This window comes from Colwellia sp. BRX10-1 (genome assembly GCF_014077545.1).
Taxonomy (GTDB): Bacteria; Pseudomonadota; Gammaproteobacteria; order Enterobacterales; family Alteromonadaceae; genus Colwellia_A.
Map to the genome: position 1 here is coordinate 63,059 of NZ_JACGWC010000019.1, position 13,530 is coordinate 76,588.

A 13,530-nucleotide genomic window follows, 5' to 3' on the forward strand; every position below is an offset into this window, starting at 1 on the left:
CCCGATTTAGGTTCAAATTGACTAGGCGTTAATTCGCCAAATTATTAAGTGATGTTATTTAAAATTCACCCATCTTTATACCATAAAAATAGCTGAAAGCTATCGAGGCTTTCGGTGCTGTCACTTGGCATTATTTCTTTTGTTTAACATCGCTAAAGCCTTTATAATCAGCGAAATTTTCTGTTGTTGTTTCCAACAGCTACATTCGCTTTAAACTTAAAGGTTTTTTATAACTTTATGATTTCACATAAACTTTCTGTTGCACCCATGCTCGATTGGACAGATTCTCACATTTTTACTGCCTTATAAGGGTTGTAGGAGTACTAAAGGGATACCTTCATGTTTATATACTCCATTATAGCCCTTTTGGGGTACTTCTGTTCCTATTATTATTTGAACATGCACTCTGTTGTAAGCTCAGCTCTGCAAGATTTCATCTAAGAAAACGAGTTTAAAGCACCCTTTCCTTAAAAGTCTGACAAAAATTCAATAAATACTTGATATACTTATGTTATTTAGTTAACTTCATTTATATTATATATAAATCAGACGGTATATGAATTTGTATTAAAAAGGATTTTATCCCGTCTAATAAGCCGTTTAGTTTAAGTCTCTTTATTATTACTTTAAGTATTACCTCTGTATTGTATTTAATTGCGATATATTTATTTATAAAAGTGACAAAGAGAAATTTAACTAAACGTGGTGTTATTGCCGGCTAAAAAGCCATTCAAGCAGGACTTTTAACAGTTGGTTAGGTTCCGCTTCGCTTCACATTATAACCAACAATTAAAAGCCCTTAATGGGGCGTTATGTGTACAAGGAGTTTCGGTGTTAAAAATCACTATTGGTTCTATCTTAGGTTTGTTCGTATCAATGGTAGGTTTTTCGTTACTTACCGTTTTTAATATTCAAATTAACTTAACCGTTATTACTAATATTATAATTGCAGCCGCTACAGTTGTAGCAACTCTCATACATTTAGATTCTCAAAACAAAGCAAGAAAAGATAGAATTTGGGATATGAACAAAACTGTTCTCTTGGATTTAGCTCACGCTTTGTCTGAAGCAATCGAAGCAACTGAGAATGAATTACATAATCTCCAAAATTATGATGAGCGCGAAAACCAAGTAGAAAGCAAAGCGTATGCATTTACAAATATAAAAGACAAAATTGACTATGCACTAAATGTATATAGCCCGCTTATGGATAAAGGCTTAATCACATCAATTGGTGAGCATAATAAAATAGATAAAAGAACTACATTTGAGGTTAACTATCAAGATTTAGACCATAAAGACGCTTATGAAATCATGCTAAAATCCCATAAGGAGCTTTATGGTAAAGTCTTGGTTTTTATCGGTAAGATCAGTGGTGTAAAGTACAAATAAGCTGTTCAAGCGGGACAAATAACAGTTGGTTGGTTCCGCTTGGCTTCACATTTTAGCCAACAATTACTCGCCTCTTAGTGGGGCGTTATACAGTAAGAGTAAACCATGAAGCCTGAGTTAATAATTTCTATATCAAGTATCGTCATAGCTGTTTCTGCCGTTGCTATTAATATATGGCAAGCAGCTATAACTCGTAAGCATCATAAGCTTAGTGTTTGCCCTCATTTAACCGTTGATTACGATTCACGTCCATCAAGTGATATTTCATTCATTTTAAATAGTACTGGATTGGGGCCATCAAAATTAAAAAAATATAAATGGGTAATTAATGGTAAGGATATTCCTATTCGTACAACTCAAGATCATACATTGCTAGTTGAATCATTAGGACTTGCTGACCATGATATTGAATTTTATGCACCATCAACTGGACGTTTTATTGAACAAGGCTTTAACTCTACATTACTTACATTTTCTGACACTTCCAATTCTAGTAAGCACGGAATTATAAAAGCTCAAATAGCAAAAAATATAATTGAGGTGGTGTTTGAGTATGAATCAATTTATGGAGAAATATTCGTTGAGAGGCATAATCCAAACACTGCATAACAAGTCATTAAAGCTGGACTAAAAACAGTTGGTTTTGGCCCTGCGTCTCTTATTTTAAAAAAATTTAGCCTGTTAGTGCTAATGTCTCGAATGTGGCAATAACAGTCTTTTTGGAATTATGAATAATTGAATTATGTTATGAGTACTTAAGCAATTAGCTGAAGTTGTTTATCACAATCAGAACAGTGTAAAGTGTAGATTTCTTTATTTTTTGAAACCTTTGTATTTTTACTTTTACACTTAATACATGGGATTTTCATTGATGTATTTGTATCGCAAACATTGCAATTAATAAAGTAACCATAACGACCATATTGCGCTGTAAAATTTGATACACCATTACACTTTTTACACTTTAAAATACCCTCCTTTTGAATTTCCTCAACAACTTTCGATTCTTTTTTCTTCACTTTATTAGCTTTCGATGAAGTGTTTTTTATTAAGAAATCAGTAATTGATTTTAATTCATCATCACTGAAAGCTGGTCGAACGTCGGAAATACTAAACGCTCTTTTTAAAGGGCTCTTTAAGTCCATCACCTTATTAATCCTATCAATTAGAAATTCACTTTTTACTACCACATCAGAAATGTTTTTAGGGATACTTTCTCTATCAATTATTGAATTACTTGATACTGCGCACAGAATATTCCACTTTCGCATTTCAAAAGATTGCTGTTTAAATCCTAATAATTTACCGAGGATATCTGCTCGGTGATGATGCAATAATTCTCTTAATAGTTTTTGTTGAAGTTCTGCTTGTTTGATCGGTGAAGGCATACCAAACCAACTTGAGTTTGAACTACGAGTCCATTCACCAAGCGCATTAACTTTAACTTCTCCGCTAATACTTTTTGACTCAATCAATAAAAATCCGAAGGGATAAATTATTAGGTGGTCTATTTGTGCCGTTTCATTATTGAATGAAAATTTATAATCATTAATGACAAATACTTGAGGGTGATCTTTGAACTCTCTTCTTAAAAAGAAAGCAACGTTTTGCTCTTGTTTTTGACCTGCTACGGCCATTGCTGATCTTACTTTTTGAAGATCTTTGTCCTTGATAATCATTTATATATCCGTATATTTTAAATATTATAGTGTGCTGAGATTTACATTCTTTGACCAGACCAAACTACGCGGCCTATTAGCTCGATATCCGTACCATTTAAATGTTCTTTGTTTATTTCCCAAGGTTCATACATATTATTATCTGATTTCACTTTGATGATACCGCCCGGTAATAACTGTAATCTTTTCACTAATAAATTGTGTTCATGACGCATCACATAAATACCATCACTTAGCCCATTAAAATCTTGGTTAACCATAATCATGGCTCCGTTCTTTAATGTTGGATACATACTGTCACCTTCAACCAACATCAAAAAAACTTCTTTTGGGTTTACACCTATTTCTTTATCTAACCATTCAGGTGCAAAACTAATTAAATGAGTTTGCTCTTCTGCTTCTACAAGTCTTCCATCACCAGCTGATGCGGAAACTTCATAAAAAGGTAGGTTAATACGTTTATCCGTTTTGTTTTCTGGGACGTTTTGGCGTATTTGTTCTGCTTTTCTAAATGCACTTTCAGGAATTTTATTTCTACCTCTCCATGTCCTTATTGTGCTCGGAGAAACATCTATAGCTTTAGATAACTCATTTATTTTTATGGTTTTTGTTGCTTCAAATAATGCTTCTAATTGTTTGTCGAAATCTTCCATAGCACTTCTCATAAAAAATAGTGTTGCAAAGCGTCTCAATCTGATTTAATATCATTTTGAGACGTAACGAGACGGTTACTTGTCTCTGAGTCGTTTTGAACTGTTATAACCGCAAATAATTACATAGGTGTTGTATGAATACAAATTTTGCATTGCTCGCTAGGTTCCAAACACCAGTGATTGAACTGAAAAATGTCTGTGAAGAATTCTTCGGTATCAAGCCAAAAACAGCAGAGCAAAAAGCTAAAGGGTGCGATTTTCCAATTCCAACATTTAAATTACGCGACTCAGAACGCAGCCCCACATTAATAAAAATTGAAGACCTTGCTGACTATATCGACAAACGGTATGCAGCAGCCGAAAACGAATGGAAACAAGTTCATAACCTTTAACGCCATTACAACTAAGTATCGCGTATCGGTAAGAAAAACACGAATAAAGATTAATACGGCAATTTAACTAAATTGGGATCATTAACAATGAAAGACATTTATTTTCAAAATGAAGCATGGGGCGATGTGGCAATACAGCATCAAGGCCAAGTGCATCATTTTACGAATTTAATGTCATTGATTGCCTTTTTACAACCTATCTATGGTGTTGACTTCAACTTGATTGAAGTTACCGAAGACAACTTTCAAGATTTATACGACTCAGGAGTATTCAATGACCAATAATATACCCTGCAAAGTTGATGCTTTATCGCTGACATGGTCACCAAAAGAGTTATTACGCATAAAAGACCTTGCCAAAATTGGTGCTTGTATCAAAGGCGAGATTGTCACTAATTCAAAAAACGCAGCATTAACTAGACACTTACAAACCTTAAAAACAAAGAAAGATAGTGATTTACTTAATGTTGCGGCTTTTGATGCCAATGGCTACAAGGATGTATTGAACCGATATCAAACAGCCTGTACTGAAATTACCCGTGAATATAACAACAGACGCCATAAAGACATTTCCCTTAAAACGTCTTATCTGTCTTCCAATGAAGTCGCGGCACGTTATGAACTGCGTGAAATGCTTGATGGTGAATTAGAAGTCGATACAGCGGTTAAATATGATGATCGGATAAATAACCTTTTAGAAAATATCGGGGTCGATTTACTTGATGTACTTTGCTGCGGTGAAGCTGAAAGATTTGTCTGTCGTTTAAATCATGTATTCACAGCAGAATCTTACATGTGGACAGTACAAGCCAATTCAACAGGTCGCTTTAACTATCAATATTCAGCCAACCTTTACGCAGACGGAGAGCATGCAGGAATTATTGCTTGGGGTGGAAAGAACCTTGGCTGTTATGTTTCTTTTATGGGGCTCGGTTGTGACGCGTTAGATATGGCACGTGTGTATGAAGAAATTAAAAACATACCGTCTATCAAAATAACCCGTATCGATTTAGCTCATGATGATTTCGCAGGGAAGCGGTCGATTAATGTTGCACGTAAGTATGCAAAGCAGGGGGGCTTCTGCTCTGGTGGTCGTCCTGCTTCTTACATGTATATCGAGTCAGGTCACTTAAACAAAAAAATACAAAGTGAATTAAAGAAGCAATACAAATTCATTCCTGACAAGGGACGTTCTTTGTACGTTGGCTCTCGTCAATCAGGCAAGTTATTACGTGTTTACGAGAAGGGCATTCAGATGGGCGACCCTAATGATAAATGGGTACGTTGGGAATTAGAGCTTCATTCTAGCCAGCGCGTTATACCGCTCGATGCCATGATAAAACCCAGTGAATATTTAGCGGGTGCTTATCCTGCACTAGCGTTCTTAAATGAAGAGCAAAGTGTGATTAAAACCACGATTAAAAAAGCCCGTATGAGTATTGAACGCATCATTGAAAACCAAGTTATCAGTACCCGTAAAGCTATCAACATGATGCGCGTGCTTTGCGATATGTCTGATAACCAAATTATCGACAAATTCTTATCAGGTGTTGCTGAACCTTATAGCAGAGCTTGGCTGCCCCAAAGGTTATCGATATCGATAACAGAGCAACAGTTTTTAGACCAAATTCAATTACAAAATAAAGCAGAAAACCACATTTTAACAACCTAAACGATAACAGGAATAACTATGTCTACTTTAAAAAATATTACACTTTTAAGCGTTAAGTTTGGCTCAGGTACCAGCAATAAATCAGGCCAACCAAAACCCTACAAATTCGCAAACGTCACTTACTTAAAAGCGGCTAAAGATTTCATCAATGACCAACACAATATTCAAATGGCAGGTTTTGAAGTGCAAGAGGTCAATATGGCGTTTGATATTGGCCTGTTCAATGAGTTCAAAGCGAATTGTCCGTTTCTACAGCCTATTAACTTGATGTTAGATGCCGACCCAGAAAACCCAGCACGTAATATCGTTTCTGGTTTTGAATCAGTAGGCAAATAACTAATGGCTAAATCAACCGTTCCTTTCTTTGACTCAGGCTTAAACATTACATCGCAAGTTATTAGTGATACACCGTTTAACTGTGTGTGTGGATGGAAAGGCAAAGTGGCTGATTTAGCACTATCGCATGACATGAGTTGTTGCCCTCGGTGTTCCAACTTAGATGTCCGTATCGATTTAACTTATTTGAATGGATTGAATTAATTATGGCTCCTTATCCTTTCTGGCTTAATGCTATGCCTATTGAATATCAGTATTCATTACTGGCACTCATGTTTCTTATGGTCGCTGTTTTTGTGGTTGTTATAAGAGCGGATGATAAATAATCATGACTGAACCTCAATTTGAATATTTCATTCAATTTCTTATCGTACTTGTTGTCGTATTCGTTTTTTTTATCGGGTACTCAACTGGGAGTCGTGACAGTGATTGAATTAACATTTTCAACTATATCTGGTTATCTTTGCATTGCTTGGTTATCTGGATATGGCATTGGAAAAGCTCACTCTCTTTTTAGAGTGTTTATAAAACGTTCCTCAGGAACATATTAAAAAGGTACATCCTATGAATAAGAATCAAGTTCAGTTATTTAAAGAAAAAGCACAATCTAAAGGCCTAGCTATAAAGTCAGCTGTTGTTACCGCTTGTTTTATGGCTTGTGCAAATGCAAACGCCGCTTTAGTTCAGGCTGATGCTGATGCTGTAGTTACCGAAGTTCTAGCTGATTTGGCTATTGCTGTTGCTGCTGGTTTTGCGATTTTTGGTACTGCTACTGCCGCTAAAGCTGGTTTCGGTATGCTATCTCGTTTTATCGGTAAAGGTGCTCGTGGTTAGTTTTAACTAGCTTTTTTTTAGCTAGGGGGGTGCAGGCCACTTGTGGTCTGCCCCTCCTAGATAAAAATAACTATGGGGCATTATCATGTATAAGTTATTCATTTTTATTTTAGTATCTACAATTTCTTTCACAACACTAGCAAACCCAACTATTCGCGCAATCTCAACGCCAAAATATTTCCCACCAACACCTTATTCAAAAATCGGAATTAATGCTTATAACGCTAGTACTGTTAGAGGTGCTGTTTCTGTTGCTGGGCGTTTTGCCGTTGCTACTTTAAATCCCAGTTCGCCACTAGCCCTAGCAAAACAATTAGCTAGGGCAAATCCATACGCTATTGCCGCTATGGCCGCATCAATTTACTTTCAAGATGAAATCGGCCAATGGTTAGAGCCACCTACTGAAACAGGCGAAAGACCTCAAGCACCACCTAAGTCTGAACCTATTTTTGGTGGCAACTGTACTTCTTATCAAACTGGCCTTTCTCCCGGTGCAATGTCTATGCAAGAATGTAAAAGTAACTTATCAGCAGAAGATAGTAGACCACGCTATGCAGAAGATACCATTGAATTAAAGTGGCCATCTTCGGTTGAATATGAAATTAAGGTTCAAATTTGTTCTGCGCGAGTAGTTAATGGTGTTAATGACCCTTGCGCAACTTATACTGTCGGCTCTCTTGGCACTTTTGTTCAAAAAACAACTGTTATTGGTTATAGTACCGAATGCCCTCATGAAGAACATCCCGCCTTTATAATTCCTGTTGATCCAGATGGTGACGGTGAAATAGATTATTGTTTAAACCCTGCTCATCAAGATGGTTATCAGGCTAAACCTGTTGGTTTTGAAGATATAGCTCAACCCTATGCTGATGACTTGATGGAATACCACAATACATCTATAGATTTATTGCAAAATTGGAACCCTGACCCTGCTAGTTCTGTCGACTCACAATGGCAACCTTACGTAATCGGTTCAAGTGATATTGTAGAACCTGAATTTATCAGTTCTTATAATCAGCCCAGTGGCGTTTCAAATACAGCCAACGATTACATGATATATGTTTCAAGTGGTGACTTTCAAACTTCGAACCCCTCAGGCGCTAATTATGTACCCCCTGAAATGGTTCAACCAATCCAAACAGCTATTACATCAGTTTTTAATAACAGCCCATTTATTGACCCCACGACAGGGACAATATCTAGCCCTGTAACCTCAACAGATGGTGCCGCTACTCCTGCACCTGTTCCAACTGGGAGTGCAACAAATCCTATTAATGTCACTGGAGATATAAACGTAAATGTTACTATTCCAGAAGATGACACTATTTCACAAGCTGAGTATGAAGAATCAAATGCAAAGGATTATCAAGATTTTGACCTTACCGCTCAACTTGAGAAATCAAAAATAGACGAATCAATTTCAGGTCTTGAAACAGCTGATTCAAATTTTATAGATTCTTTAACACCAGATATTACAAATTTTGCTGTACCTGATTTTCCAACATTGGCAACTATTTGGCCTAGTTTTACAACAGGTGTTTGTGCTGGCTTTTCACTAAACACGTCGATAGCTGGTAATCAAAAATCAATTATGTTTGATGCACATTGCCCACCATATAACACTTATATTCATCCTTTGCTTGTTTGGATACTTTACATGATGACAGGTTTATATGTGTTTCATTTGGCTTCACAAACTCTAGGGAGAAAATAACATGGGTGTTATAGCGGCCTTTTTAGGTACTATTTTTTCAGGTATTACTGGGCTTATATCTGTTTTCCTTGCGCGTAAAGCCGCTTTTTCAATAGCCTATATTGCTATTTACATTGCTATTGCCGCTGTATTTATTGCCGCTATTAATACGGGGCTTTCTGCAATTTCAACATCAGTACCAACCAACAGTTTTATATTGTCGGGCTTATCATTACTTCCATCAAATACGGTTCAATGTATCGGTATTATTAGTGCAGCCCATGTTGCAGCCTTTGCTTTTAGGTTTAAAGACGTTTTACTTGGTTTTAAGGTTAAAGCGTAATGGCTACTTTTATCGAGGGGCGCCGCGGCTCTGGCAAATCAAAGTGGGCTGTCGCTAAAATACAACTCTACTTAAATGAAGGTCGAAAGGTTGTCACTAACCTTGATTTGTTTTTAGAGAACATGTGCCCTGATAATAATGCTGTAAATTATATTAGATTGCCTGATTACCCAAGGTCTATAGATTTGCATGCTATCGGCTCAGCTTATGACACATTAGATGAAAACGACCCTGATACATACGATGAAAATAAAAACGGTGTGGTTATAATTGATGAGCTTTTAACGTCATTTAACTCAAGAAACTGGAATGACCCAGACCGCTTAAATGTTATTAATTGGATAGTTTTATCGAGAAAGAAAGGCTGGGACTTATATTTTATCGGTCAAGATTTCGGCTCAATAGATAAACAAATTCAAGATACCGTTATCGAAGAGATTATTTCTTGTCGTTCAAACGAAAAACTCTACCCTGGTGTATTTTGGAATTTCATTATAAAGCCAATTTACATGCGCTTCGCAGGTAAAAAACATTTTGCTTATCGCTATGATGGGAAAACAAAGGGCAAAGATACCTTTAATTATCGTGAATCTTTTAAGCGTGAAGATTTACATAGTTGTTATAAAACAGGCCAGATTTTTAAAAAAAAGGTGCGTTTAATTCATAACGAAGGGGCTAAGAAGCCCATTGAATTTGATGATAGAACCTTGTTTTCTGTCATAGGAAAACACTATTTCACAACATCAAAAAGCTATCCAATGGCTATTTACAAGCCAAAGGATAATTTAGCCGCTAAGCTAAAAACAAAATTGACCTCAAGCATTAAAAAACCAATGCTGATTAATGCAATGCTTATGGCTTTATCTGTTGTTTTTGCTTATTTGTACTTCACTAAGCCGCAGAACGTAACAAATACCATCGTAAAAATTGAGCCGGTACAGCCAATTGTTAATAAAGAAGTTAAAAGCCTTACTGACATCAAAGTGAAATTAAGTGATAGCGATATCGGTATTATTTATATTAATTGTTTTCAATATTCAAGTGATGGCCGTTTCGATTATTGCTTTAAAAATAGGGAAGGCGACATAGTTAAGCCTGAGCATATTGGTTATAAAATCTTATCCAATGGTGAATGTCATGTGAAGCTTGTTAGGAATGAAATTGAATTGGACGTTTATTGTGATCCAGTTATTAGGCGAGAAAAGCCGATTAATACTAACGATGAAAGCTTAGTTACATCACTTTGATTTTATACAGCGTAGCGGAAACTTCTTTGTTCCAACAAAGAGTGATTAGCTTGCGATGTTAATAGAGTCAATTGATGTCCAACATCAAATACACTCAAGGCCGCACAGTATAAATTGATTTGCGAACATATTTAATGCCGTGCAAAGTCATTTTTAAAATCAACCATTGCTGTCCTGCAAAACCCTTCTTAAAATATCCCGTAATGTATTGCGGGGTATAACGCCTACCATTTTACTCGCTTCTAGCCACAACTTGTTATTTTCAGTTTTTAACATACAGCTAACACAACAAATAACAGGGAATGTTACTTATGACGACTAAAGAAATTGAACGGATGAATATCCTTTCTGAGAAAATACTGTCCCTAACTGCGACTCCAGAAGAACTCGCTGAATTTTATGAACTGACTAATATTATGAAAAAGTCAGACACGCATAATATCGTTCTCGGGTTGCCTCGTTGATATAATCTTTTAACGTGATCCATAATGTTTCATTAGTTAGCCTTACAGTTTATTCTCAGTCGCAATTTAATTATTATTGGCTTAGGTCTTTTTGGTGCGCACAGCGGACATTACAGTTATAAATTTAGCGATATATTTTCTAATGAATCATTCCTGTCATATTACTAAGGAGTCTCAGTAATATCCAAGCACTTACAAAAACCAAACACTTTTAGTATCTAAAGGATTGAAATTGTGGGATATTACTCCGAATTAAATTAAGGTTATGGAGCTGACATTACTGAGAAGTATCCATAATAAGCTGTTGACCACGAAATCACTGCCATAAGGAGATGGGATGAAAAAATTTAGACTGATTGTATTGTGTTTACCGGTTGTTCTATTAGCGTTTTCTACGCTATCAGGAATGCTAATGAACTACTTATTTGTATTCCTGCTCTTATCTGCAATAACCATGATAGTGACGTTTATTGTTTCTCTTGTAAAAAAACAGGTTGATTGGGGTTTTTCATATAGAGGGCAAGGATCGGACATTTACCTTCGTCAGGGTTTTCTAAGGAATGCGACTTGGATTATTATTGGCTATTGTATTTACACAGCAGTTATACCGATTCAATTTTCGTCTACTGATTTTACTGTCATCACAGTCATGATATGGGGTTCAGTGGTTACACTCTGTCTTTTGGATTGGGTGCCTCGGAAACAAATAGGTAAGTCGCTCAATGTTACCCTTTCCATATTTTTGATTTTTTTAATTTATCAGCTCGCCATAATATATTTTCTGGTAAAATCTACTAATAGTATTGTACTGATTCCTCCATTCAAAGGCGATTGGTATGTTTTTCATGGTGGCAATAGTCCGTTAATAAACCATCACCATTTTGTAGGGTCGCAAAAATACGCTATGGATATTTTGGCTCCTGAAGATGGAAAGCTACCATTTGAACAAATAACTGACTTACAGAAATATAAGACGTTTGGTAAATCTCTTTTTTCTCCCGTCGATGGAGTGATCGTATCAATTGAAAATTCACTTCCAGATCAAAAGATAGGTGAGACCGATCGACAAAATATTGCGGGTAATCATGTGGTCATTAAAACAGAAACTGATATATTTATTCTAATGGCGCATCTTCAATATAACAGCTTATTAGTAGCTGAAGGAGATAGCGTTAAAATCGGGCAAGAAATCGCAAAGATAGGCAATTCGGGGAACACCTCTCAGCCTCATTTACACATACAAGCAATGACAGCCATAAATTTTATGGACCCGAAAACCAAACCTGTCCCCATATCTTTCAAAATAAGTAAACAAAAACCAGTGTTTTATAAAAGAAATGATATTTTTTAAGTCTATCGGGCTAACAAGTCGTGCAACGCAGCCGATTTTGAGCGTTACCAATACAAAATCTAATCCAAATCAACTTAAAGCCTTCACAGGTTGATGTCAGCTGTGTGGCAAAAGTAATCATAAACCGACTACCCCAATACAGTTCATTTAAAACGACTCTGACCCCTTTTATTTCACTTTATACATAAGCGGTGGTAAGTCAATTCCTGCTGAAAACCTTCCTTTCAAACGATAGCCTTTACTAATATCCCTTTAAATATAGTTAGATTAATACCGCATTGTAACTAAATAACGTAAAAAAAGAACAAAACACAGCGAAATACAAATATAATTACGAAATAGTGGTTTTATTACGAAATTTATTTACATTAGAGTTTTAGCTCTATACACTCGTCGGCAATTAAAGCATTCCAAACTTTTTAAATTTCTGAGGTACTTATGAAAACTTTACTTATACCAGCACTTACTGCCATTGTTTCTTTAAACACATTTGCGACAACGTCTAATGTAAATTTTATCGCAACTGACTATTCAGCTGAAACTCAAGTTTGTCTAGCTGCAGCGCAAAATGGCTTAACTTCAGCAGAAGATAAAGCCAAAGAATTAGGTATTCACTATAGTGGCCTTCAATACATTATCCAATGTAACGGTAAATCATTAATTCAGTTTTCAAAAACGCCTAAAAAAGTAGCTAAAATTGCAGAAATAGAATTAGTTGTAACAAAACCACAATATAAATTTGTTACAACAAATAAAAATAAGGCGTCAAAAATTTGTGCAGATGCGGCGATTAATGGCTTTAACTTCGTTAATGAAAATTACAGTGATGTTAGATACATAGTTTGTAATGGCCAAAACATAGTTCGCTTTGCTAAAAAATACAAAAGCTAATTTGTTTATTTTTTAAATGTGTAATATCGGTTTTGACTTTTATTAACACGTAGTTTGATTGATTCCCCAACCAATTAAACCTTTCGCCTCGCAATTTGCGGGGCTTTTTTTTGTTTAATATTCGTAACCAATAGAAGCATGTTCCACTTAATATAAAAGCAAGTTACTTTATTAAGTGGCTTGGTAGAACTATAAGCTATTCAAGTGGGACAAATTACAGTTGGCAGGTACCGCTCCGCTTCACATTTTAGCCAGCTACAATTTCCCCCTTTACAGGGCGCTATCCATGCAAAAATCTAATCCAAATTAACGTTGCAGATTGAATCCTAATGTCTGCAATGTGGCATTTACTGTCTTAATTAGTTTTAGATTATGTATATAGATATTTTGCATTTAAGTCACCGATAGGTGACTTTTTTATACCCCCGTCTAGTAATACGGGGGTAAAGTTTTTTACTCCACCTTTCAAACCTACGAATATAAAGGGCTATAGGTTTTTAGTTTTTTAAAGAGTTTTTTAAAGAGTTTTTTTATGTTTTTTGAATTATTTCAATATGGCTTAAAATAACTTATATCTCTTCTT

14 protein-coding genes are annotated in these 13,530 nt (G+C 35.7%); 12 read left to right on the plus strand and 2 right to left on the minus strand.

The window, feature by feature from the left end:
- The first annotated feature begins 831 nt into the window (after positions 1-831).
- Both H4J75_RS14555 and H4J75_RS14560 read left to right on the plus strand, forming a co-directional pair.
- On the plus strand, positions 832-1,392 hold the full coding sequence (locus H4J75_RS14555; protein WP_182222533.1) for a hypothetical protein: 561 nt from the start codon (positions 832-834) through the stop codon (positions 1,390-1,392).
- Between the two features lie 105 nt (positions 1,393-1,497).
- Positions 1,498-2,001, plus strand: a complete 504-nt coding sequence (locus H4J75_RS14560) for a hypothetical protein (protein ID WP_182222534.1) — start codon at positions 1,498-1,500, stop codon at positions 1,999-2,001.
- A gap of 146 nt (positions 2,002-2,147) precedes the next feature.
- Here H4J75_RS14560 and H4J75_RS14565 read toward each other — a convergent pair whose 3' ends face one another.
- Positions 2,148-3,071, minus strand: a complete 924-nt coding sequence (locus tag H4J75_RS14565) for a nuclease-related domain-containing protein (protein WP_182222535.1) — start codon at positions 3,069-3,071, stop codon at positions 2,148-2,150.
- Between the two features lie 41 nt (positions 3,072-3,112).
- The gene (locus tag H4J75_RS14570) at positions 3,113-3,724 is read right to left on the minus strand and encodes a S24 family peptidase (RefSeq protein WP_182222536.1); all 612 of its coding nucleotides are present in this window, start codon (positions 3,722-3,724) and stop codon (positions 3,113-3,115) included.
- A 134-nt stretch (positions 3,725-3,858) separates the two neighbouring features.
- Between H4J75_RS14570 and H4J75_RS14575 the strand changes: the two genes are divergently transcribed.
- The 10 genes from H4J75_RS14575 (at position 3,859) to H4J75_RS14620 (ending at position 12,947) form a co-directional block, all read left to right on the plus strand.
- The gene (locus H4J75_RS14575; protein WP_182222537.1) at positions 3,859-4,116 is read left to right on the plus strand and encodes a pyocin activator PrtN family protein; all 258 of its coding nucleotides are present in this window, start codon (positions 3,859-3,861) and stop codon (positions 4,114-4,116) included.
- Between the two features lie 87 nt (positions 4,117-4,203).
- Positions 4,204-4,401 carry a hypothetical protein gene (locus H4J75_RS14580; protein ID WP_182222538.1) on the plus strand — a complete coding sequence of 66 codons (198 nt, stop codon included), beginning with the start codon at positions 4,204-4,206 and terminating at the stop codon, positions 4,399-4,401.
- Positions 4,391-5,788 carry a replication initiation factor domain-containing protein gene (locus H4J75_RS14585; RefSeq protein WP_182222539.1) on the plus strand — a complete coding sequence of 466 codons (1,398 nt, stop codon included), beginning with the start codon at positions 4,391-4,393 and terminating at the stop codon, positions 5,786-5,788. The genes H4J75_RS14580 and H4J75_RS14585 overlap by 11 nt, the downstream gene beginning before the upstream one ends.
- Before the next feature lie 18 nt (positions 5,789-5,806).
- A complete protein-coding gene (locus tag H4J75_RS14590) occupies positions 5,807-6,124 on the plus strand; it encodes a hypothetical protein (RefSeq protein WP_182222540.1) in 318 nt (105 codons plus the stop codon).
- Between the two features lie 564 nt (positions 6,125-6,688).
- Complete coding sequence (locus tag H4J75_RS14595) at positions 6,689-6,958, plus strand: hypothetical protein (RefSeq protein ID WP_220465327.1); 270 nt, start codon at positions 6,689-6,691, stop codon at positions 6,956-6,958.
- 85 nt (positions 6,959-7,043) lie between these two features.
- Positions 7,044-8,672 (plus strand): hypothetical protein, encoded by a 1,629-nt coding sequence (locus H4J75_RS14600; RefSeq protein WP_182222541.1) that lies wholly within the window; start codon positions 7,044-7,046, stop codon positions 8,670-8,672.
- A gap of 1 nt (position 8,673) precedes the next feature.
- Positions 8,674-8,994 carry a DUF5455 family protein gene (locus H4J75_RS14605; protein ID WP_182222542.1) on the plus strand — a complete coding sequence of 107 codons (321 nt, stop codon included), beginning with the start codon at positions 8,674-8,676 and terminating at the stop codon, positions 8,992-8,994.
- Entirely contained in the window at positions 8,994-10,241 is a 1,248-nt protein-coding gene (locus tag H4J75_RS14610; protein WP_182222543.1) for a zonular occludens toxin domain-containing protein, read from the plus strand. The genes H4J75_RS14605 and H4J75_RS14610 overlap by 1 nt, the downstream gene beginning before the upstream one ends.
- Before the next feature lie 801 nt (positions 10,242-11,042).
- Positions 11,043-12,056, plus strand: a complete 1,014-nt coding sequence (locus H4J75_RS14615) for a M23 family metallopeptidase (RefSeq protein ID WP_182222544.1) — start codon at positions 11,043-11,045, stop codon at positions 12,054-12,056.
- A gap of 438 nt (positions 12,057-12,494) precedes the next feature.
- Positions 12,495-12,947, plus strand: coding sequence for a hypothetical protein (locus H4J75_RS14620; RefSeq protein ID WP_182222545.1), 453 nt, complete (start codon positions 12,495-12,497; stop codon positions 12,945-12,947).
- Positions 12,948-13,530: the final 583 nt, after the last annotated feature.

What these genes read in the sequence shown, in the direction of transcription:
- H4J75_RS14560 (WP_182222534.1), top strand. Translation starts at nt 1,498, where the DNA reads ATGAAGCCTGAGTTAATAATTTCTATATCAAGTATCGTCATAGCTGTT.
- H4J75_RS14565 (WP_182222535.1), bottom strand. Translation starts at nt 3,071, where the DNA reads ATGATTATCAAGGACAAAGATCTTCAAAAAGTAAGATCAGCAATGGCC.
- H4J75_RS14570 (WP_182222536.1), bottom strand. Translation starts at nt 3,724, where the DNA reads ATGGAAGATTTCGACAAACAATTAGAAGCATTATTTGAAGCAACAAAA.
- H4J75_RS14575 (WP_182222537.1), top strand. Translation starts at nt 3,859, where the DNA reads ATGAATACAAATTTTGCATTGCTCGCTAGGTTCCAAACACCAGTGATT.
- H4J75_RS14580 (WP_182222538.1), top strand. Translation starts at nt 4,204, where the DNA reads ATGAAAGACATTTATTTTCAAAATGAAGCATGGGGCGATGTGGCAATA.
- H4J75_RS14585 (WP_182222539.1), top strand. Translation starts at nt 4,391, where the DNA reads ATGACCAATAATATACCCTGCAAAGTTGATGCTTTATCGCTGACATGG.
- H4J75_RS14590 (WP_182222540.1), top strand. Translation starts at nt 5,807, where the DNA reads ATGTCTACTTTAAAAAATATTACACTTTTAAGCGTTAAGTTTGGCTCA.
- H4J75_RS14595 (WP_220465327.1), top strand. Translation starts at nt 6,689, where the DNA reads ATGAATAAGAATCAAGTTCAGTTATTTAAAGAAAAAGCACAATCTAAA.
- H4J75_RS14600 (WP_182222541.1), top strand. Translation starts at nt 7,044, where the DNA reads ATGTATAAGTTATTCATTTTTATTTTAGTATCTACAATTTCTTTCACA.
- H4J75_RS14605 (WP_182222542.1), top strand. Translation starts at nt 8,674, where the DNA reads ATGGGTGTTATAGCGGCCTTTTTAGGTACTATTTTTTCAGGTATTACT.
- H4J75_RS14610 (WP_182222543.1), top strand. Translation starts at nt 8,994, where the DNA reads ATGGCTACTTTTATCGAGGGGCGCCGCGGCTCTGGCAAATCAAAGTGG.
- H4J75_RS14615 (WP_182222544.1), top strand. Translation starts at nt 11,043, where the DNA reads ATGAAAAAATTTAGACTGATTGTATTGTGTTTACCGGTTGTTCTATTA.
- H4J75_RS14620 (WP_182222545.1), top strand. Translation starts at nt 12,495, where the DNA reads ATGAAAACTTTACTTATACCAGCACTTACTGCCATTGTTTCTTTAAAC.